Below are 20522 nucleotides of genomic sequence, written 5' to 3'. Positions count from 1 at the left end.
ACCGCGTTTTGTAAATCTGGCTTGGCTGGTTAGTCAAGCCGAAAGGCTAGCGAACGCTTACTCGGCGTTGCCGTCTACCAGACCACGGCGCTTAAGAAGTGCCTCTGTAGTTGGTTGTTGACCACGGAACTCGATGTAGCTTTGCATCAGGTCGCGGCTATTACCACGAGATAGCACTTCTTTACGGTAGTGGTCACCGTTTTTACGGCTTAGACCACCTTCGTTTTGCATATGGGCGAACGAGTCGGCCGCAAATACTTCTGTCCATAGGTAGGCGTAGTAACCCGCGCTGTAGCCACCGGCAAAGATATGGCTGAAGTAACAGCTTTTATAACGTGCTGGTGCCGGGTAGTAGTCAATACCGTGACGAGCCAGGGCATTTTTCTCAAAGGCGGCCACATCATCAATTTGCGTACCTGGGGCGATCGAGTGCCATTCCATATCTAGTAGCGCTGCTGCAAGATATTCTGTGGTATCGAAACCTTGGTTAAAGGTGTGTGAATCCAATAGCTTATCTAACAGCTCCTGAGGAATTGGCTCACCGGTTTGATAGTGTTTGGCGTAGTTGGCCAACACGCTCGGCTCGATATTCCAGTCTTCGTTCGCCTGTGATGGGAACTCAACGAAGTCACGCGCGGTAGCTGTACCGGCCAGTGACGGGTATTTCACGTCGGAGAACAGGCCGTGAATGGCATGGCCGAATTCATGGAACATGGTGGTCACTTCCGAGAAGGTCATCAGCGTAGGCTGGCCTTCTGCCGGTTTAGGAATATTCTGCGCATTGTAAATAACCGGCTTGGTGCCTTGCAGGTGGTTTTGACCTACGTAAGCACTCATCCAGGCACCGCCACGCTTACCTTCACGGGCGTATGGGTCGAGGTAGAATAGGCCGATAGAGCTGCCATCTTCGTTAAATACTTCCCACACGAACACGTCTTCATGATAGGTCGGCAGATCGTTGCGCTCTTTCATGGTGATGCCGTATAGCTTGTTCATCGCGAAGAACAGACCATCGTTGATCACCGTATTCATTTCAAAATAAGGCTTAACTAGGCTGGCGTCGATGTTGTAAAGCTCTGCACGTACCTTGGCACCATAGTAAGCCCAGTCCCACGGTTGGAGTTCGAAATCTTTACCGTCTTTTTTAATCGCTGCTTGAATAAGCTCGGCTTCTTGCTTGGCTTTAGCCACGGCTTTTGGTGCCAGGTCATCAAGCATGGTGAACACGGCTTCAGGTGTTTTCGCCATGCGGTCGTCAAGCTGGTAGTGAGCCCAGGATTCAAAGCCTAATAGTTGAGCTTTTTCGGCGCGCAGTTGCGCTTCTTTAATGGCGATAGGACCATTGGTTTTTTGCGCGCGCTCAGATGAAGTACGCCATACTTTTTCACGTAGTTCACGGTTTTCAAGGCTGGTAAGGATAGGCTGACGCGTGGTGTTCACTAAGGTGATCATGTAGCCTTCTTTACCCGCTTTTTCCGCAGCCGCCTTAAGGCTGGCAATATCATCGTCGCTCAGACCCGCAAGTTCAGCCTTGTCGCTCACCAAAATGGTATCTTCTTTGAATGACTTCATGACGTTTTGTGAGAACTGTGTGCTTAGTTTAGAAAGCTCACCGTTGATTTCACGCATGCGCTGCTTTTGTTCTTCGTTAAGCTTGGCACCGGCGCGCACAAATTGCTTGTAGTAGTAATCAACCAGGCGCTGATCTTCTTTAGAAAGTGCATCTTTCGCATCGTATACGGCGGCAACGCGCTCGAATAGTGCCTTATTAAGGAAGATGTTGTCGCGGTGCTCGGCAAAGATAGGCGCCATCTTGGTGTTGATACGCTGATATTCGTCATCAGAGATCAAACCCGATAGGTTAGAGAATGCGGCACGGGTGCGCTTTAAAATAGTACCCGACAGCTCCATCGCGACTAGCGTGTTCTCAAATGTTGGTGCATCTGGGTTGTTGGCAATAGCATCGATTTCAATGCGTTGCTCTTTAATACCAGCATCGAAAGCAGGCTCGTATAACTCGGTGCCGATTTTATCAAATTCTGGCGCCATGTAGGGCAGAGGGCTTTTGCTTAGAAACAGATTTTCCTGGGCTACTTGTTGTGTCGCCGGTGCCTTAGCCGCGGCTTGAGTTTGGTTGTTGCTTGGTTGCTCACTACAGGCGGCCAATAAAGTTGTGGCGCTAAGGGCGGCAGCAATAACGGATAAACGCATCGTTTACTCCAAATGTTGTTAAGGTTGTGTCGTTGTTATGGTGCGCTGGTATAGCAATGCATGCCGGGAGGCGATAAAGCATTATGGATGCCCGATCATGCCGATGTCAGCGACCTTTAGGGTAACCTCCTAGTGGGGAACCTAGTGTGACGCGCTGACACCCGTGTACCAAAACTACCACATTACTGTGGATAACGCCGAACAACAAGTAACTTGACCCTTATTTACGGGCATTTTGTCGAAAATAAGCCATTTGTGCGTCATTTATTTGCCCCTTGCATCACAGCTTTGTGACTAGCTCACTCATAATGAGGGAGAACATGGGTGGTTTTATGCATCACAAGGAGTGCCTTCGCACGGTCGCTAAATTTAGCTACTGAATAGGCATAACCCTATGTTAGCCTGAGTTTAATTTTTATTTATAGAGAATGGCGTCGGAGTTTCGTGTGTTTACATCGAGTTTATTTCAATCGTCTGGGCCGTATCATGCCCTGGTAGGCGAAAGCCGACGGCCCGATCTCGACATCCTCAGAGGCATTGCTATTTTAGGGATCTTTTTTCTTAATGCTCCTTATTTTATTGATTTTGCCAATGGCTATGTGCCACCCCTACCGCTTTCGAGTAGCGATGCGCTGCTGACGCGGTTATCCGATCTAGCCCTTGAAGGACGCTTTCGCGGTCTGTTTTTGGTGTTGTTCTCCTTAGGGTTAGTGATCCAGTGGCAACGCTGCTATAAACTTCAGTCGCCGATCCCAAAATTACAGCGTCGTTTAATGATATTGCTGGGGTTTGGCCTGGTCCACAGTCTGCTCATTTGGGCCGGTGATATTCTTGTCGGCTATGCACTGGCCGGTTTGTTGGCCTTACCCATGCTGGCTAACCCTGGACGTAAATTGACTATGCAGGGGGTGGCATTTCTAGCCTTTGGCAGTGCCATGTTATTGCTCCTGGCTGTACTGGCCAATGAGCCGCAAACCCAGTTTAGCGACCCTAACTATCAGGCCTATTTAGCGCAGTTCGACGGGAACTTTTGGCACACTCGGGGAGCCAATGCCAGCAATGGGGCGCTGATGTTGTTAGCCTTGATGCTGGCAATACTCTGGCAGCAACTGGGAATGGTTTTGCTAACTGTGGCCGCCTGGCGCAGTGGCTGGCTGGTGAGACCCTGGCCATTGGCTCATTCGCTGGCGCTGCTCGTAGTCGTACTGGCTTGTGCTTATTTAAGCACCTGGCAATGGCAAGATAGCGGCGGCTTTAACGAAGTCCTGGCCATGGTTGTCAATTCTGTCAGCGGTTTTTGTACGGCGCTGATCGCGGTGCATCTGTTGTATCGCTGGTCGTTTGCCGACAATGTGCTGACCCGGGCCCTGGCCGCTGTCGGTAAAATGTCCTTAAGCTGTTATTTAAGTCAGTCGCTGTTTATGGTGGCCCTGCTTCATTTTGTCGGCAACGAAATGGCTAACGGGTTCCAGCTGCTGGATTATGTGCTGTTATCCGCACTGGTCAGTCTGGTGCTCTTGGTGGTTTGCCCTGTCTATTTACGTGCCTTTAAACTGGGGCCGGCAGAATGGCTGTGGCGCCGGTGTTATAAAGGAGAGTAAAATCAAGGCAAGAGTTGTTGCCAGCTGACATTTTTCAGGATTTACGAGTCGGCTTTGAGAGTTAAATAACCACGCGGCGATACAAAGCCGGTTTAGAGAGACTTTTAAACGGATTTTTCCTGTCGAGTCGATTACAATAGGGCCAACACAAGCTAGATTGAAGTGAACATGAGCCAAGCTACCCGCCTGAATAAATACATTAGTGAAACCGGTTTTTGCTCGCGCCGTGAGGCCGATGCCCTGATCGCCGCAGGGCGCGTGACCGTCAATGGTCGGTTGCCGCAAATGGGCGATAAGGTCAGCGATGCCGATGCCATTTTGATCGATGGTAAGGCATTAAAGGCGAAACCCAAGCGGGTCTATATTGCTTATCATAAGCCTGTGGGCGTGACCTGTACCACAGAGCGCAAGATCAAAAGCAATATTGTCAGTGCCATCAATTATCCTGAACGCATTTTTCCCATCGGTCGTTTGGACAGACCGTCAGAAGGGCTGATCTTTCTGACCAACGAGGGCGATATCGTCAATAAAATTTTGCGCTCGGGCAATAATCATGAAAAAGAATACGAGGTGGTGGTCGACAAGCCGCTGAATAAGCGTTTTGTTGAACGTATGGCGCAGGGGATCCCGATTCTTGGCACGGTTACCAAAAAGTGTAAGGTGGAGCAAACAGGCACCCACAGTTTTCGTATTATTTTGACTCAAGGTCTAAACCGACAGATCCGCCGCATGTGTGAGTATTTGGGGTATGAGGTGACTAAGCTCAAGCGTACCCGCATTATGAATGTGACTCTCAGCGGTCTTAAGCCCGGACAATGGCGCCACCTAAGCGAAAGTGAAATGGCCACCATAAATGCCCTGGTAGCCGATTCTGGCAAAACCGAAGAGCATTCTCAGGATGCTCCCAGCGCGCGCCAACAGCCAAAGCACGATGGAAGTCAGCAGAGCGCACGAACGCCAGCACACGAGTCACGCGCTAAACATTCGGGGCGCCAGCAGGAAGATAATCAAGGTCCACGTACAAAGTCGCCCCACAATACCGAGCCCGGCGCTAAGCAAAAGTCTCAGGGCAAGCCGTATGCTAAGCCTGCTGCTAAGTCATCCGGGAAACCCGGTGGTAAGCCTCCTGGCAAGCCTTATGGCAAGCAAACCGATAAACCGAAAGGTAAGCACACGAGTGGCACAAAATCCAATAAAGCAGGGGCGGGCTCTGCACCGAAAAAGCGTCGTGTGAGCGGCACACTCAGTTTAAAGAAATAAGGTAATCGACGTGACACGCTGGCTTGCCCCCTTATTAATATTATTCCTGAGCGCTTGCTCCGAGCCGGCGCGGATTGAGCTTAATCGCGACGCGAAAGTGCTGGCCTTTGGCGACAGCCTCACTGTGTCGGTGGGCGCCAAGCACAGCAGCTACCCCGAACAGCTGGCGCACCTTACCGGTTTGGAGGTGATTGCCAGTGGCGTTTCCGGTGAACAAACCCATCAGGGCCTGGCGCGCCTTAATGATACTCTGGCAAAACATCAGCCTGGAGTCCTGGTCTTGCTTGAAGGTGGGAATGACTTTTTACGCAATAAACAGCCGCACGCGGTTAAAAATAACCTGGCGGCCATGATTGAACTGGCACATCGGCAGGGCATTGAGGTGATCCTGGTGGCGGTGCCGCAAAAGTCACTCTTTCTTAACGATGCGCCCTTGTATCAAGAGTTGGCCGAGCAATACCAGGTGCCCCTTGTTGCCAATACCTTAAGTGACTTGCTAGGCAACAACCAGTATAAGTCGGACCAAGTTCACCTTAATGATACGGGATATAGACTATTGGCCGAGGCCGTTGCCGAGCAAATCCACGTCGTTAAATAGGTGTGCCTTACAGCTTAATTTTCTAGTAAGCCCTGATAAATCGTCAGTGTTTTATCAACACCCTGCTGCACATTAAATTTTTCGATAACACGTTTTTTAGCCGCTAGGCCAAATTTGTCACACAGGTCACGATCTTGGTAGAGGGTCATAATCGCATCGGCCAAGGCTTGGGGATCGGATGGAGGGACAACTATACCCGTAGTCCCATCCGCTACCAGTTCTGCATTGCCGCCGGTATCAGAGACAATCGCTGGCACACCATAGGAGTTCGCTTCTAACACGGCGCGACATAAACCCTCTCGTTTAGTTGTTGGCAACACCACGGCATCACAAGCCGCAGCCACCTCAGGCGCGTCTTCTCGATATCCCAAGGCATGCACTCTTTGCGGTTTACCACTGCGTTTTATCATATCTTGAATTGCTGCCGCTTGAGGATCTGCGCCCACTAACAACACATCTATATTGCAATCTTCTGGTAGCAACTGGACTGCGTCCATTAACACATGCAATCCTTTTCTTGGCCTCAAGTTTGCCACCAGTGATATCTTAAAACTGTCGGCATGCATTGGTACGTCACTGAGATCGGCCGGAGAGTTTTGATACCAGGATTGGTCATGCCCCTTATAGACGGTGATGGCTTTATTTTTATTTCCCCAAACATGTTTCTTTAAATCTTCAGTCACCGCATTTGCTACACAGATAATTTTATCCAGCCTAGGATGAAGCATGGTTAGATATACTGTTGGATCCCAACGCGACACATTCCCCGTTTGCCCCCTGTAAGCAATAACTTTGGCTTTAGTGCCAATGGCTGCTGTTGCGCCATTACTACAGGCAATGTTGTTAAACAAATGCAAGATATCAATGTTGTTAGCCTTGATGTGTTCCCGAATGCGTTTAATCGTTGCCAGGGATAATTTCTTATCTAAAGGATCGGTTATGACCTCTATCCCATGCTCTTCAAAGTAAGGGATTAATGTAGAACCGGGATTACACATAACCGTTACATCAACAGCACCACTTTGATGAAGACCTATTATTTGCGATGCTTCAGGGCGAATCGGATTTATATTTTTCCGATTGTGATGTGTAATCGCTAACAACTTAATTTTTTTCATATAAATAAAATCAATTCATTTAATTGTAATTTAAATTTCTTAACTCCAATTAAACAAATATCCCTTGAAAAAATAACTGGATCGGCACTAATATTATATAACTCTTACTCTACAAGAACACCTGTTTCATAAAAGAATTTTTATTGGAAGTTATAATAAAGATAAGGAAATAATAATGAAACTTTTACTACCCATCTTACTGGGAGCCACATTACTTGGCGGTTGTATGGCTACTCAAGAGCAGCATCTAAGTGCCGAGCCAATAGAAATTAGCTCCGAACAATTAGCTAAATATTGGCGCCAGGAGCGCTCGGAATTTACCTTTACCACCCGCACTTTCAAAAAGCCGCCAACTGAAAATGGCTACATAAAACTACGCTATCTTATTGACTCTAATGGGGAGATTTTCGATGTCGCGATCCTAGAGTCTCAGCCAGAAGGGCTATGGGATACCCACGCATTGCGCTCGCTCAAGCATCTAAAATATGTCCCTAGTCGCGAGAATGCCGAGATGACGCCGGTTTATGTGACCACGGACTACCATTTTAACGTTAACTAAAGCGGCATTCGTAACATAAAAAAGCCAGCCCTAGGGCTGGCTATTTTGTGTTTAGCGACGGTGGCTATGAATGCCAAAGAACTTGCAATACAACACGGGGATCACTACCAGTGTGAGTATGGTGGCAAAGCCGAGGCCAAACATGATGGTTACCGCCATGGACTTGAAGAACACATCAAATAATAAGGGGATCATACCCAAGATGGTGGTGATCGCCGCCATGGCCACGGGACGTACTCTGGAAACACCCGAGTCAAATACCGCCTGGTAAGGGTCTTTGCCTGATGCCAGCTCTAAATTGATCTGATCCAGCAGCACGATGCCATTTTTAATCAGCATCCCCGACAGGCTCAAGAGCCCCAGCAAGGACATAAAGCCAAAAGAGGCGTTCATGCTCAGCAGACCGGCGCTGACCCCAACGATGGCCAGCGGCACTGTGGCCCATATGACCAGGGGTTTGCGTACCGAATTAAATAATAAAACGGTGATCACAAACATCGCCAAGTAACCCAGCGGCAATGAACCAAAAATGGCGCTGCGCGCCTTGCTGGCAGACTCAAATTCGCCACCCCATTGCAGTTCATAGCCTCGCGGTAGGGGAATGGCTTCTATGTCGGCGCGAATGCGAGCAAACAGTTTGGCCGGCGTTTCCTCGCCAAGTAGATCGTGGTCGGCCTTCACCGTCAGAGTACGTTTGCGGTCGCGGCGCATGATCAAGGGGTCTTCCCAGTGCACCACAAAGTCGTCCACCACCTGAGTCACGGGTACAAAAACCCGCAGCACCGGACTGTATATTTGTAAGTCGCGCAGGCTTTCCACATTAAGGCGTTCTTCGGCGGGGCTACGGGCAATGATCGGCAGCAGCTGAGTGCCATCGCGGTACAGGCCGACGGTTTTACCGCTGACGCTGGTCAACAGCAATTGGTCGAGATCGCTTTTACTAATGCCCAAGCGTCGCGCCTTTTGTTCGTTCAGAATAGGGCGGATCAACTTAGAGCGCTGACGCCAGTCATCACGAATATGGAAAGCACCGCCGTCGGCGGCAAGGATGCTCTTGGCCTGCTCGCCAAGCTGGCGCAGCACCACGGGATCGGGCCCGGAAAAGCGCGCCTCGATTTTGGCATCGGTGGAGGGGCCTATTTCCATGCGTTTAATCTTAAGCTTGGCATCGGTTATATGGGCCCGCTCGTACTCTCGCACTCTGTCTATCATGGTCAGTACCGCGTCGCGGTCGCGTACTCGGACTATTAACTGGGCAAACGCCGGATATTGTTTTTCCGGTGCATAGGTGAGCATAAAGCGTGGCGCACCCTGGCCTATGGTGCTGGTGACTTCGCTGACTAGCTCATCGCTAAGAAGGAAATGCTCAAGCTTAGCCACCCCTTCGCTGGTGGTGCGAATATCGGCGCCCTGGTAGTGCCAATAATCGATATAGAACATGGGGGTATTCGAGGCCGGAAAGAAGGATTGTTTCACCGACTTAAAGCCCACCAGCGCCGCCACCAGCAGCAGTAACATCAGCACAATGGTGGTTTTTCCAAAGTGCATGGCACGGCTGAGCACACACTTATAGGCACTAAAGAGCACACCCCGATAAGGGTCATCAGCACTCTTATCGTCGCTTTGTTTTTGCCTAAACATCATATCGGCAAAAAATGGCGTCAGGGTCATGGCGGTCACCCAACTGAGTAGCAAGGAGATAAACAATACCCAAAACAAACTACCGGCAAACTCACCGCTGGCATCCGAGCTCAGGCCGATGGGCGCAAAAGCGGTAATGGCGATAATGGTGGCACCAAGCAGGGGCCATTTGGTTTGAGCAACGATATTGACCGCCGCCTGCAATTTGCTTTGCCCGCGCTTCAGGTTAATGAGAATGCCCTCGGTGATGACGATGGCGTTATCCACCAGCATCCCCAGGGCAATGATCAGGGCCCCGAGGGAAATGCGCTGCAGGTTGATGTCGAACAGCGCCATGAAAATAAAGGTGCCGAGCACGGTGAGCAGCAAAATACCGCCAATCAGCAGGCCGCTTTTAACACCCATAAATATCAGCAGCACGACGATAACTATGGCCACCGCTTCAAACAGGCTGAGGATAAAGCTTGAGACCGAGCTTTCTACTTCCGCAGGTTGATTGTAGATGGCATTGATTTCCATGCCGTGCGGACGCTGGTATTCCAGGGACTGAAGGTGGCGATCGATACGTGCTCCGACATCGACCACGTTGACGCCGCTGGCAAAGGATAAACCAAGCAACAAGGCCTGCTTTTCGTTATAACGCACTATGTGGCTGGGGACCTCTGCATATTCACGGTACACCCGGGCAACATCGCCAAGATAAATAAGCTCACTGGCACCTGGGCTGGAGATCAGCAGGTGCTCAAGCTCGGCGACATCGTCAAATTCACCGGTAGGATGTAGGCGAATAGACTCGCCATCGACCATAATTCGACCGGCATTAGAAACCGTATTTTGGGCCTGCAGCAGGGAAAAGATATGGTTGGGGCTCAGTCCCAATTGCGCCAGTTTATGGGTGGAGATCTCGACAATCACCTGGCTTTGCTGCTCGCCGGCCACCGTTACCTTGCCCACGCCCTCAACCAAAACCAATTCGCGTTTTAAAAAGTCGACATAATCCTTTAGTTCGTCGTAAGAGTAACCATCGCCGGTCAAGGCCAAGGTCACACCATAGACGTCGCCAAAGTCATCGATAACCTTGCTAGGATACACGCCAGGTGGCATGGACGAGGATAAGTCATTAATCTTGCGTCTTAGTTCATCCCAAATTTGTTTGAGATCTTCCTTGCGATAGGTGCTTTTCATCTCTACGGTGATCTGGCTTTTGCCATTGGAGGAGATGGAAGTTACGTAATCGACATAGGGAAGCTCTTGAATCGCATTCTCTATGGGGTAGGTCACCTCTTCTTCCACCTGGCGAGGCGAGGCCCCGGGGTAGGCGGTGATCACCATGGCTTTTTTCAAGGTGAATTCCGGATCTTCGAGTTGGCCGAGGGATAAATATGAAAAGATACCGCCAAGCAGAAGAAACAGCGCAAACATCCAACTAATGACTTTGCGCTCAATGGCCAGTGCTACCAGATTCATTTATAGCCCCCGCTCTTTTTGCCAGGGACGCACCTGCATGCCCTCTTGCAGGTAATGCACACCGGCGGCAACCACCTGCTCACCGGACTCAATGCCAGAGCGGATCTCTATGCCATCTCGTTGTAATTGCCCGACCACCACGGCGCGCTTGTGCACCCGCGCGGTTTCGCTGTTGTATACCCATACATAGCTGTTGCCCTCGGTGCCTTGCTCTGGGTCCGAGAATACGGCTTCGGCGGGCAGCTTATGCCAGGCTTTTGCATCCTTGGTGATCTTACTGACATCGATATAGACGTGCCCGGTCATGCCCGCCAGCAGGTTAAAGTCTTTTGGCACCGGCAGGGAAAAGACCACCTTGTAGGTCAGAGTGGCGGGATCCGCCTGGGTATCGTATTCCTTGATAGTTAGCTTATAGGCTTTATCTGGGAAGCCGTCGAAAACCACCGTTGGCTGATACAGGGTATCTTTGTTCACTCGGGCCACCAGCTTTTCGGGCACCTGAATTTCCACATCCATCATATCGCGCGTTTCCAGACGCAAAATGTTCTGCTTGGCCTGAATGTTTTCAAAGTTCTTTACAAACACCTTGGCGACGGTGCCGGCAAAAGGGGCGCGTAACTCGGAATTTTCAAGATTGGTTTTGGCGATGTTAAAGGCCGACTCAGCCACCCGGGCGTTGGCCACGGCCTGATCCAGCTCGGCGCGGCTGGCGATATTTTTGTCAAATAAGGCTTGCACACGCTCTAATTGCGAGGTCGCTAAATCATAACGGGCCTTGCGCTCATCGTATTGCAGTTGGAAGTCTTGCGGATCGAGTTTCGCCAGTAGCTCCCCTTTTTCTACTTGCTGGCCTGCGAGTACAGGGAACTCAAGCAGCTCGCCGTTAACGCGAAAGGCCAGGTAGGAGCCCTGGTGTGCCACCACTTCGGCGGGAAAACTGCGCATCATGCTCTCGTCGCTGTTACCGACGGTGATGAGTTTAACCGGACGGATAGGCGCGGGTTGCTCATCCTGCTCGACCGGGTCACTGCAGCCGAACAGCGCTGCGTAAAGGATCAGCATGGTTAAAGAAAGGATATGCCGCATAAATACTAGACTCCCTGTTGGTGGTTGACGGTTGAGGTTGTGGCCATTATTGCGACATAGATTACTGTAGGATAAGATGAAATTAAAATTATAAATATCTTTAAACAACATTAGATTTGCTTATGAAGTTGGCGTGGCTCCAGGTTTTAGACGTGCTCTCGCGCAGTCGCTCTTTAAGCGAGGCGGCCGAGCGTTTACACAAAACTCAACCGGCATTAACCATGACGGTAAAAAAAATTGAGGAAGCGGTCGGCTTTGCGGTCGTAGACAGAGGTGGCTATCGCTTTTCCCTGACCGAGCAGGGGCAGGCCTATTGTCGGCGCGCTCAGTACCTACTGCGCGACTTAGAAGAGCTCAATGAATTTAGCAGCGAGCTGGCCAATGGCAATGAGCCGCTGTTTCGCCTGAGCTACGAGCAGGTGTGTGTCGGCGAAGAGCTCAGCGCCATTCTTAAAGCCTGCTATCACGAATTTCCTCACACCGAGTTTGCCATCGATAGCGGTAAACGTTTTAGTGCCCTGGAGCAGGTTAACAGTGGTCAGTCGGATTTAGGCATTGGCCCCTGGTTCGATATTTTTCATGCCACCGGCGACTTAGAGAGTATTGCGGTGGGTGAAATTAAGGTTGGGCTGGTGGCCTCGCCACAATTGATCAGCGAGCCGCGGCTAAGTTATAAGCGGCTGCAGCAATATCCCTGTGTGGCCATGTATGAAAGCGATATGCCTTTTGAACACGGACGCATGCCGTTTTTAAATCAGGTGGCTAAGCTCAAGATAGATGATATTTTTGCGCTACGCTCACTATTACTCAACGGCGCCGGTTGGGCCCTTATGTGTTTGGATTTATGCCAACAGGAAATCGAATCCGGGCAGTTGCAGGTGTTGGCGCTAACCGATAGGGAGCACTCCTTTACGGCGCAAATTCGCGCTTTTCGCCGCCACTCGGCACACCATGGTCCGGTAGCACGCAGTCTCTGGCAACGTTTGGAGGCGCTTGCCAATGGATAAAAAAACGATGATTTATCAGGTGGTGGCCGCCATTCCAAAGGGCAGAGTATGCAGTTATGGCGAAGTGGCAAAAAGAGCCGGTTTACCCGGATACGCCCGTTTTGTTGGCCATACGCTGAAGACGTTGCCATCCGATTCGCGGATACCTTGGTATCGGGTCCTCAATAGCCAGGGCAAGATCTCTTTCCCCTCGGGCAGCGATGGCTTTATACGCCAACAGCAAGCACTGTTGGCCGAAGGCGTGCTGGTCACCGATGGTAAGGTTAGTATGGCTAAGTTTGCCTGGAAGCTATAACTGAGTCTGTTTACAGACCTTAAATCACATACAAGTAGATAGCGAGAAAGTGGCAGAGGCAGGCGGCCAGTACAAACAGATGCCAAACGGCATGACTGTATTGGCGGTGTTTGGCACTGTAAAACACGGTGCCCACGCTAAAGATGACGCCACCGAGTACCAAAAGCCAGAGCGCCGGCCCCGGCAGGGCCAAATACAAGGGGTAGACAAAGGCCAGTGCTATCCAGCCCATGATCAAATAGGTGGCCAGTGACACCCGAGGGCGAGGAACCTTGGCACAGAGTTTAAATATCACCCCAAATAGGGCCAAGCCCCAAATGCAGAACATTCCCACCCAGGCCCAATAGCCGCCTAATGCCACCAGTAAAAAAGGCGTGTAGGTACCGGCAATCAGAAGATAAATGGCGCTGTGATCGAGCTTCTTCAGAATCGCTTTAAGGTTATTGTGGCTAATGGCGTGATAGCAGGTGGAGCTGACAAACATTAACAATAAACTGGCACCGTAAATGGTCGAGGATATGACCGCCGTCGTGTTTTTACTGATCACCAGCATGGCCACTAAAGCGGCCAGCGCCAACAGGGCGCCAAGTCCATGACTAAGCCAGTTAATTTTTTCTTCTGCGGCTGAGTAGGTGCTTATTTGCATAGGGCTCACTTTGCTTTGACTCAATAGGTACAAGCCTGACTATAACGATTGGGCGTACACTTGTACACCGAAATTTCATCATAATACACAAGTGGTCAAAAATACAAAACAGCCTGTTAAAACCACTATTTTTTGGTCAAAAATTTTTGTTCAATTTCTAATCGCAACTAAGGTTAAAAAATTAAATCTTTTTAAAACAACAAGATAAAAAATATTTTTATCATGGCACAACCTTTGAAATAGATATTGCGACTAACTTAATGACACGTTAACAGGAACACCACAGGACAACCATTATGAATACTTTTACTAAAGCGCAATTGTAGCAGCAAGCTTAACCCTTAGTATGGGCGCACATGCCAACAGCCTAACCGATGATATTGAACGTGCGGTTAAAGACGCGGCAAACGAGGCATTTGCAACATTAATCAGCACGCAAAAAGCGTCGTTACGCGAAGCAACTCAAGCCTTGTTCGAGAGCAATGTGCAAGAGCAGCAAAGCCAGGGCGAAGATAAATCGCAAGCGCAACCTAAGGCGCAAAAACAAGGTGATAACCATGACGCTTAATTTGGCACTGCTAGGCTTGATGTTATTGCCCGTCGCCAGCTTATTTGGCACCTACCTGGGCTTAAGCTTCTGTCGTCAACTCGGTTGGTGGGCTAAGTAGTACCTACCACCGAGTCTTTTTATAGACATTTGTTCCCGTATCCATGCGCTAACCCGCCACCATGCCGATCTCGGCGCACACCTTAATACAGGGCAGGCATCCAGCCTAATTATCTTCCTTTTTTTAAAATCCCTACTTATTGATTATTAACAATAAAGCTCAGGTATTTCGTCTATATTCTTTGCTCAATATCCGCTTCTCCCCCATACTGATAAGTATCTAAAAAATAAGTGATCCATTGCTCGTCAGCAGACGTATTGGTCGCTATCAATTGTTTTTATTGAGATAGCAGATGACCTTGCAATTAGCGTCCAATGCCCCGAACAGACGGCAATACTCACTGCTTTCCTCTAAGGTGGAGGAAGGCCAAGGTGAAGGACAAAAAATGATGTCGTCAACCGAGCATCTGAGTGATGCCTTGGTCAAGGTAGCCAATGAGCGCGACAAAACTGCGTTCGCCAGTTTGTTTCGGTATTTCGCGCCGAAAATTAAGCGCTTTGGCTTAAAACAGTTTAACAACGAGGCGGCGGCCTTGGAGTTGGTGCAAGACACCATGACGTCTGTGTGGCGTAAGGCGCACTTGTATCATCCTGGCAAGGGAGCCGCAACGACCTGGGTTTATACGGTCATGCGTAACGCTTCGTTCGATGCCTTGCGCAAAATCCGCAGTAATAAGGAAGACTGTCTGAGTGAAGATATCTGGCCGACCTTGCCGAGCCCGGAGCCAGATCAGTTTGATGACCATCTCGAAACCCAGCTGTTATTAAAACATTTAGACAAGCTGCCTCTGGCACAGCGCGAAGTGGTTAAGGGCGTTTATTTTCAAGAGCTCTCTCAAGAGCAGTTGGCGCAACAATTGGGCGTCCCGGTGGGCACCGTGAAATCACGGTTACGATTGGCTTTAGCTAAGCTTAGAAATTATCTCGGAGCAGAGTATGATTAAGTTTCATCCCAACTCAGATTTACTCCTGCAATATGTGCAAGGGGCATTACCAGCCTCCATCAGCGTTGCCATTGCGGCACATCTGGAATTATGTGCTCACTGCGCCACTCACATAGAAACGCTTGAGCGTCAATGTGCCCAAAGTGCCTTTGCCGACGAGGAAGGTGAGGAGCAGACGTTGCAGCAAGAGGCTATGCTAAATGAAGAGTTAAGCGAGGAGTACGCAAATATGCTGGCGGACATCACCGCTGACAGCCTGCGCGACGATTTCAGCATTGCCAGCTCGAAGGAGCTACGCTTTGGTGATAACACCATCACCTTGCCGCGTGCCCTGAGTCACATAGGTATGGGTCGTTTTATGCAGGCGGGTAAACTGGCACGTTCTCGCTTAGAGCTGGACGAGGGCAGCATGCGTACCAGTTTATTGTACATCGCCCCCGGCGGTACTATCCCAGAGCATACGCACACGGGTTTTGAGTTAACTCTTTTGCTAGATGGCAGCTTCAGTGATGAACAAGGGACCTATGAGGCCGGCGATTTTATCTGGCTCGATCACCGTCATCAGCATACCCCCTACACCGAGCATGGTTGCTTGTGTCTAGCGGTGGTAAATAGTGCGCTGCACTTTAACAAGGGCCTAAGTAAGTTATTGAATCCTATTGGTGAGCTGATCTACTAATGAACCAAGATATTAAAATTGGCATCAGTGCCTGCTTAAGCGGCGAGAAGGTGCGCTTCGACAGCGGTCATAAACGTTCCAACTTTTGTATGGATGAACTGGCGAGGCATGTTCAGTACGTGCCTTTTTGTCCCGAGGTCGCCATTGGCCTACCAATACCACGACCTACTATCAGGCAAGTACGCAAAGGGGACGTAATCACAGTGTGTCGTCCTGACGGCACCGGTGATGTTGGCGACAAACTGACCGAGTACGGCCAGCGCATCGGGGCCAAGTATGGCTCTGAGCTTGACGGTTTTATCTTTTGTGCCAAAAGCCCAAGTTGCGGGATGGAGCGAATTAAAGTTTTTAACGAAGAGGGCACCGGCAACACCGCAGAAGGGGTTGGCTTTTTTGCTGCCCAGATCATGGCTGCAAACCCCTTACTGCCTTGTGAGGAAAATGGTCGCCTGAACGATATGCACCTGCGTGAAAACTTCGTGATGCGCGTCTATGTCTATCATAGCTGGCGTCAGTTGTGCCGCGAGCCCTTAAGTGTGCACAGGTTAACGCGTTTCCACGGCATGCATAAATATCTGCTGATGAGTCACAATTATCAGGCTTATCGTGACCTTGGTCGCCTATTGGGACATCATCAGGGTGACAACCTTGATGACATCGCCGAGCAATACATCAGTGGCCTGATGGCGGCGTTGAAAAAGCCAGCCAGTCGCAAGGCACACACCAACACCTTGATGCACTTGCAGGGCTATTTTAAGCGTCATCTCAGTAAGGGAGAGAAAGAGGAACTGCGCGCCGCCATCGAAGACTATCGCCAGGGTTTGGTGCCCTTGTATGTGCCTCTGACTTTATTGAAGCACCAGCTCAATGTTCATCCCAACCCCTATTTGGCGCAGCAGGTGTACTTTAATCCTCACCCTAATGATTTAAAACTAAGATACGGGATCTAATGACGCCTCTTTTTTGGTTTCGGCGCGATCTGCGCCTTTACAGCAATGAAGCTTTGATAGCCGCTCTCGAGCAAGGTGCCGAGCATGCGGTTTTTTTTGTCACCGAGCAACAATGGCAAGCGCACGATATGGCACCAATACAGCGTGACTTATTGTTACGCCGTGTCGATTACCTGGGTCAGCAACTGAGCGAGTATGGCGTGCAACTGCATGTATTGGCCGTCCCCGCGTTTGCTCAGGTGCCATCTGCACTTATGGACCTGTGCCAAAAGCTATCCTGTACTGGTGTGTATGCCAACCGCGAATATGAAGTGAATGAGCGTGCTAGAGACAGGGCTTGCGTTGATGCCGGCGAGCAATTGAATGTGTCCTTTCACTTTTTTGATGGCGACGTGATTGCCCCACCGGGCACGGTCACGACGCAAAATAATGAGATGTTTAAGGTGTTTACGCCCTTTAAACGCCAATGGCTTAGGCAGTACGAATGCACTCAGTTTAGCTTACCCGCTTGGCCTCGCACTAAAACCTCAGGCCAGTGGCTGCGCCCAGACTGTTTAGTCGGTGATGGCAGTTCAGATAAGTGGCCGGTGGATGATCCAGCCTTAGCCCGGGTGGTTGAACGTTTTATCGGTGAAAAGTTGCCAAGATACGACGAAGACCGGGATTTCCCTGCCATTAAAGGCACTTCCGGGCTCAGCCCCTATTTGGCGCTTGGTATCGTTGGTATGAAGCAGTTGTTGGTGCAACTGCAAACACGGCATCCGGATATTCTGCAAAGCGCTAAAAGTAATTTGTTTAGCTGGGTTAATGAGTTGATTTGGCGTGAGTTTTATCGTCATTTGTTGGTCGCCTTCCCACAGCTGTGTAAACACCAAAATTTCAACACCAAGTATGACCGGCTGCAATGGCAGGATGATGAGGCTGGCTTTAAGGCCTGGTGTGAAGGTCGTACCGGTTACCCCTTGGTCGATGCAGCGATGCGACAGTTGCTGCGTACCGGCTGGATGCACAATCGGTTACGCATGGTGGTGGCCAGCTTTTTAACCAAACACCTGTTAATTGATTGGCGTCGCGGTGAAGCGTTTTTTATGCGGCATCTGATCGATGGCGACCTGGCTTCCAATAACGGTGGCTGGCAGTGGGCGGCCAGTACCGGCTGTGATGCACAGCCTTACTTTCGTATTTTTAATCCCATCACCCAAAGCAAACGCTTTGATCCAGACGGTGAGTTTATTCGTAACTATCTACCAGAGCTAGAAAAGGTGCCGACTAAGGATATCCATTTCCCGCACCAGTATATGGCAAAGGTGGGAGGAATAGATTATTGGCCGGCAATTGTCGATCACCAAAGTGCGCGTGCGCGTGCACTCGCAAGGTTTAAGGTTGAGCATGAGTAAACGCATTGCCGATTTTATCGCCATGTATCAGCGTCTGGATAAAGATAACTTGGCGCTACTCGATGAGATATATCATCAAGATATACATTTTATCGATCCGCTCCACGAGGTCCATGGCCGAGATCAACTACATCTATACTTCGCAAACCTGTATGCCAACATCAAGGACTGCAGTTTTACCATCATCGAGAGTTTTGAATGCGAGGATCGGGCCTTCTTGTATTGGACCATGGCGTTTTGCCATCCCCGCATCAATGGGGGCCGAGAGGTATTGGTAAATGGTCATAGCCTGCTGCGGTTTGTCGATGGGCAGGTGATTATGCACCGCGACTATTTTGATGTCGGCCAGCTGCTCTATCGCAACCTTCCGGTCTTGGGCGGTTTGATTAAGTTTATTGAAAAGCGAGCGAGCGGCGTATGAAGATATTGATCACCGGCGCAACTTCGGGAATTGGTGAAAGTCTGGCGCGCCTATATGCGCAAGAGCATCAGGTGTTTGCCTGTGGACGTGACCAGGAGGCGCTGCAAAGTCTGGGCGAACATGATTCGATAACGCCACTGCGTTTTGACGTCACGGATTTGGCGCAAATAACCGATGCCACCGCCGACATCCAAGACCTGGATTTAGTGGTTCTCAATGCCGGGGTGTGTGAATACATAGATGATGCCCGTCATTTCGACAGTGCTTTGTTTGAGCGGGTGATCCGCGGCAACTTGCTGAGCCTGGGTTACTGCTTGGAGGCGTTACTGCCCAAGATAAAGTCCGGTGGACAATTGGCCATCGTTTCTTCCAGTGTGACCTATTTACCCATGACCCGTTCCGAGGCTTACGGTGCAGCCAAGGCCGGTGCCACGTATTTGGCCCGCACCCTGGCCGTCGATTTGCCAGATATTGATGTCAGTGTTGTGCATCCGGGGTTTGTGCACACCCCATTGACCGCTAAAAACGATTTTGCCATGCCCATGGCCATTAGTTCTGAGGACGCCGCCAAGCGTATTGCTCGCGGCCTGCACAAGCGTCAGGCTGAAATTCATTTCCCAAAACGATTTACCCTAATATTGAAAGCGCTGCGGGTGTTACCCCAGTCGCTTTGGTTACGAATAGCAAAAGGAATGGTACGGTGAAAAATATCGCCATCATCGGCAGTGGTATTGCCGGTTTAACCAGCGCTCACTTGTTGGCAAAAAAACACCAGGTAAAGGTGTTCGAAAAAAATAACTATATTGGCGGACATACGGCTACGGTGGATGTAACCATTGACGGCCAAACCCTGGCCGTGGATACCGGGTTTATTGTCTTTAACGACCGCACCTATCCAAAATTCGAGAAACTGCTGGAAGAGATAGGCATTGGCCGGCAGGCGACACAAATGAGTTTTAGCGTGCATCATTGCGAGAGTGGCTTTGAATACAATGGTCATACCCTGAGTACCTTGTTTGCCCAGCGACGCAATCTGTTGCGCCCGAAGTTCTGGCATTTGTTATGGCAAATAGTGCGCTTTAATCGCATTTGTAAGGACATGTATAACACCGGTGATTTTCAAGATGACGTTACCCTAGGACAGTTTTTGGATCGCCACGGCTTTAATGACTTCTTCCGCCAGCACTATATTTTGCCCATGGGGGCGGCAATTTGGTCCACTTCACTGAAGCAGATGAATGACTTTGCTATCGACTTTTTTGTTCGCTTTTTCTACCACCATGGTTTGTTGGATATAGCCAACCGACCTCAGTGGTATGTGATCCCCGGCGGCTCCCGCCAGTACATTGATCCTTTGATTGCCTCTTTTAAAGACAGAATAGAATTGGGTGCCCATATAGACAGGGTAGAGCGCAATGAACAGGGAGTAGTCATTCACCTTAATGATGGCCGTAGCGAGCACTTTGATGCCGTGGTGTTTGCCTGCCATTCGGATCAGGCCCTCGCCCTGCTTGCTGATGCCAGCGAGGCAGAGCAGCAGGTGCTCGGTGCTATCCCCTATACCGCCAACTCTGTGGTTCTGCATACCGACAGCTCCTTATTGCCCAAACGTCCTGCAGCCTGGGCCAGTTGGAACTATCGCCTCGACAATAATGTCGATAGGGCCGCGGTAGTGACCTATAATATGAATATTCTTCAAGGGCTTAGCTCTGAGCAACCTATTTGTGTCACCCTCAATGGAGATGAGGTTATCGCCGAGGAACATATTTTGCGCCATTTTACCTATCATCATCCGGTGTTTAACCAACAGAGTTTGCAGGCTCAGCAGCGCCGCCCTGAGATTAACGGTAAACAGCACACGTATTTTTGCGGTGCCTACTGGTATAACGGTTTTCATGAAGACGGAGTGCGCAGTGCCGTCGACGTAGCCAAAGCACTGGGAGTGGATTTTGACTAGCGCACTGGCGTTTGACAT

General features: G+C 50.0%; 19 protein-coding genes. 14 read left to right on the top strand and 5 right to left on the bottom strand.

Annotated features, from left to right (window positions below):
* Window positions 1-57: 57 nt before the first annotated feature.
* Window positions 58-2211 carry a M3 family metallopeptidase gene (locus tag C2M29_RS06665; RefSeq protein ID WP_105189010.1) on the bottom strand — a complete coding sequence of 718 codons (2154 nt, stop codon included), beginning with the start codon at window positions 2209-2211 and terminating at the stop codon, window positions 58-60.
* 446 nt (window positions 2212-2657) lie between these two features.
* On the opposite strand from C2M29_RS06665, the gene C2M29_RS06660 reads away from it, so the two are divergent.
* The 3 genes from C2M29_RS06660 (at window position 2658) to C2M29_RS06650 (ending at window position 5670) form a co-directional block, all read left to right on the top strand.
* Window positions 2658-3812 carry a DUF418 domain-containing protein gene (locus C2M29_RS06660; RefSeq protein WP_158684656.1) on the top strand — a complete coding sequence of 385 codons (1155 nt, stop codon included), beginning with the start codon at window positions 2658-2660 and terminating at the stop codon, window positions 3810-3812.
* A 168-nt stretch (window positions 3813-3980) separates the two neighbouring features.
* A complete protein-coding gene (gene rluF, locus C2M29_RS06655; RefSeq protein ID WP_105189008.1) occupies window positions 3981-5072 on the top strand; it encodes a 23S rRNA pseudouridine(2604) synthase RluF in 1092 nt (363 codons plus the stop codon).
* Between the two features lie 10 nt (window positions 5073-5082).
* Entirely contained in the window at window positions 5083-5670 is a 588-nt protein-coding gene (locus C2M29_RS06650; RefSeq protein ID WP_199774865.1) for a GDSL-type esterase/lipase family protein, read from the top strand.
* 14 nt (window positions 5671-5684) lie between these two features.
* Here the strand turns inward: C2M29_RS06650 and C2M29_RS06645 are convergent, their stop codons facing one another.
* A complete protein-coding gene (locus tag C2M29_RS06645) occupies window positions 5685-6788 on the bottom strand; it encodes a glycosyltransferase (protein WP_105189006.1) in 1104 nt (367 codons plus the stop codon).
* A gap of 175 nt (window positions 6789-6963) precedes the next feature.
* On the opposite strand from C2M29_RS06645, the gene C2M29_RS06640 reads away from it, so the two are divergent.
* Window positions 6964-7347, top strand: a complete 384-nt coding sequence (locus tag C2M29_RS06640; RefSeq protein ID WP_105189005.1) for an energy transducer TonB — start codon at window positions 6964-6966, stop codon at window positions 7345-7347.
* 51 nt (window positions 7348-7398) lie between these two features.
* On the opposite strand, the gene C2M29_RS06635 is transcribed toward C2M29_RS06640, so the two are convergent.
* Together C2M29_RS06635 and C2M29_RS06630 are read right to left on the bottom strand one after the other, a co-directional pair.
* Window positions 7399-10455, bottom strand: coding sequence for an efflux RND transporter permease subunit (locus tag C2M29_RS06635; RefSeq protein WP_105189004.1), 3057 nt, complete (start codon window positions 10453-10455; stop codon window positions 7399-7401).
* Window positions 10456-11541 carry an efflux RND transporter periplasmic adaptor subunit gene (locus C2M29_RS06630; RefSeq protein ID WP_105189327.1) on the bottom strand — a complete coding sequence of 362 codons (1086 nt, stop codon included), beginning with the start codon at window positions 11539-11541 and terminating at the stop codon, window positions 10456-10458. It lies immediately after the preceding gene.
* 122 nt (window positions 11542-11663) lie between these two features.
* On the opposite strand from C2M29_RS06630, the gene C2M29_RS06625 reads away from it, so the two are divergent.
* Both C2M29_RS06625 and C2M29_RS06620 read left to right on the top strand, forming a co-directional pair.
* Window positions 11664-12548: a LysR family transcriptional regulator gene (locus C2M29_RS06625; RefSeq protein WP_105189003.1), complete on the top strand. Its 885-nt coding sequence runs from the start codon at window positions 11664-11666 to the stop codon at window positions 12546-12548.
* Complete coding sequence (locus C2M29_RS06620) at window positions 12541-12843, top strand: MGMT family protein (protein WP_199774864.1); 303 nt, start codon at window positions 12541-12543, stop codon at window positions 12841-12843. Before C2M29_RS06625 ends, C2M29_RS06620 begins: the two co-directional genes overlap by 8 nt.
* Before the next feature lie 19 nt (window positions 12844-12862).
* On the opposite strand, the gene trhA is transcribed toward C2M29_RS06620, so the two are convergent.
* Window positions 12863-13489: a PAQR family membrane homeostasis protein TrhA gene (gene trhA / locus C2M29_RS06615; RefSeq protein ID WP_105189001.1), complete on the bottom strand. Its 627-nt coding sequence runs from the start codon at window positions 13487-13489 to the stop codon at window positions 12863-12865.
* A 346-nt stretch (window positions 13490-13835) separates the two neighbouring features.
* Here trhA and C2M29_RS06610 point away from each other — a divergent pair, with 346 nt between their 5' ends.
* The 8 genes from C2M29_RS06610 (at window position 13836) to C2M29_RS06575 (ending at window position 20504) form a co-directional block, all read left to right on the top strand.
* Window positions 13836-14057, top strand: a complete 222-nt coding sequence (locus C2M29_RS06610) for a hypothetical protein (protein WP_105189000.1) — start codon at window positions 13836-13838, stop codon at window positions 14055-14057.
* Between the two features lie 485 nt (window positions 14058-14542).
* Window positions 14543-15100, top strand: coding sequence for a sigma-70 family RNA polymerase sigma factor (locus C2M29_RS06605; RefSeq protein ID WP_105189326.1), 558 nt, complete (start codon window positions 14543-14545; stop codon window positions 15098-15100).
* Entirely contained in the window at window positions 15093-15779 is a 687-nt protein-coding gene (locus C2M29_RS06600; RefSeq protein ID WP_105188999.1) for a ChrR family anti-sigma-E factor, read from the top strand. Before C2M29_RS06605 ends, C2M29_RS06600 begins: the two co-directional genes overlap by 8 nt.
* Window positions 15779-16729 carry a YbgA family protein gene (locus C2M29_RS06595; RefSeq protein ID WP_105188998.1) on the top strand — a complete coding sequence of 317 codons (951 nt, stop codon included), beginning with the start codon at window positions 15779-15781 and terminating at the stop codon, window positions 16727-16729. The genes C2M29_RS06600 and C2M29_RS06595 overlap by 1 nt, the downstream gene beginning before the upstream one ends.
* The gene (phrB, locus tag C2M29_RS06590; RefSeq protein ID WP_105188997.1) at window positions 16729-18126 is read left to right on the top strand and encodes a deoxyribodipyrimidine photo-lyase; all 1398 of its coding nucleotides are present in this window, start codon (window positions 16729-16731) and stop codon (window positions 18124-18126) included. The genes C2M29_RS06595 and phrB overlap by 1 nt, the downstream gene beginning before the upstream one ends.
* Window positions 18119-18547, top strand: a complete 429-nt coding sequence (locus tag C2M29_RS06585; RefSeq protein WP_105188996.1) for a nuclear transport factor 2 family protein — start codon at window positions 18119-18121, stop codon at window positions 18545-18547. Before phrB ends, C2M29_RS06585 begins: the two co-directional genes overlap by 8 nt.
* Complete coding sequence (locus C2M29_RS06580; protein WP_105188995.1) at window positions 18544-19251, top strand: SDR family NAD(P)-dependent oxidoreductase; 708 nt, start codon at window positions 18544-18546, stop codon at window positions 19249-19251. The genes C2M29_RS06585 and C2M29_RS06580 overlap by 4 nt, the downstream gene beginning before the upstream one ends.
* Window positions 19248-20504, top strand: a complete 1257-nt coding sequence (locus C2M29_RS06575; RefSeq protein WP_105188994.1) for an NAD(P)/FAD-dependent oxidoreductase — start codon at window positions 19248-19250, stop codon at window positions 20502-20504. Before C2M29_RS06580 ends, C2M29_RS06575 begins: the two co-directional genes overlap by 4 nt.
* Window positions 20505-20522: the final 18 nt, after the last annotated feature.

The organism is Pseudoalteromonas sp. T1lg48 (genome assembly GCF_002964785.1).
Lineage (GTDB): Bacteria > Pseudomonadota > Gammaproteobacteria > Enterobacterales > Alteromonadaceae > Pseudoalteromonas.
Note: the sequence above shows the minus strand (reverse complement) of the source record. Positions and strands in the feature narration are given on the sequence as shown.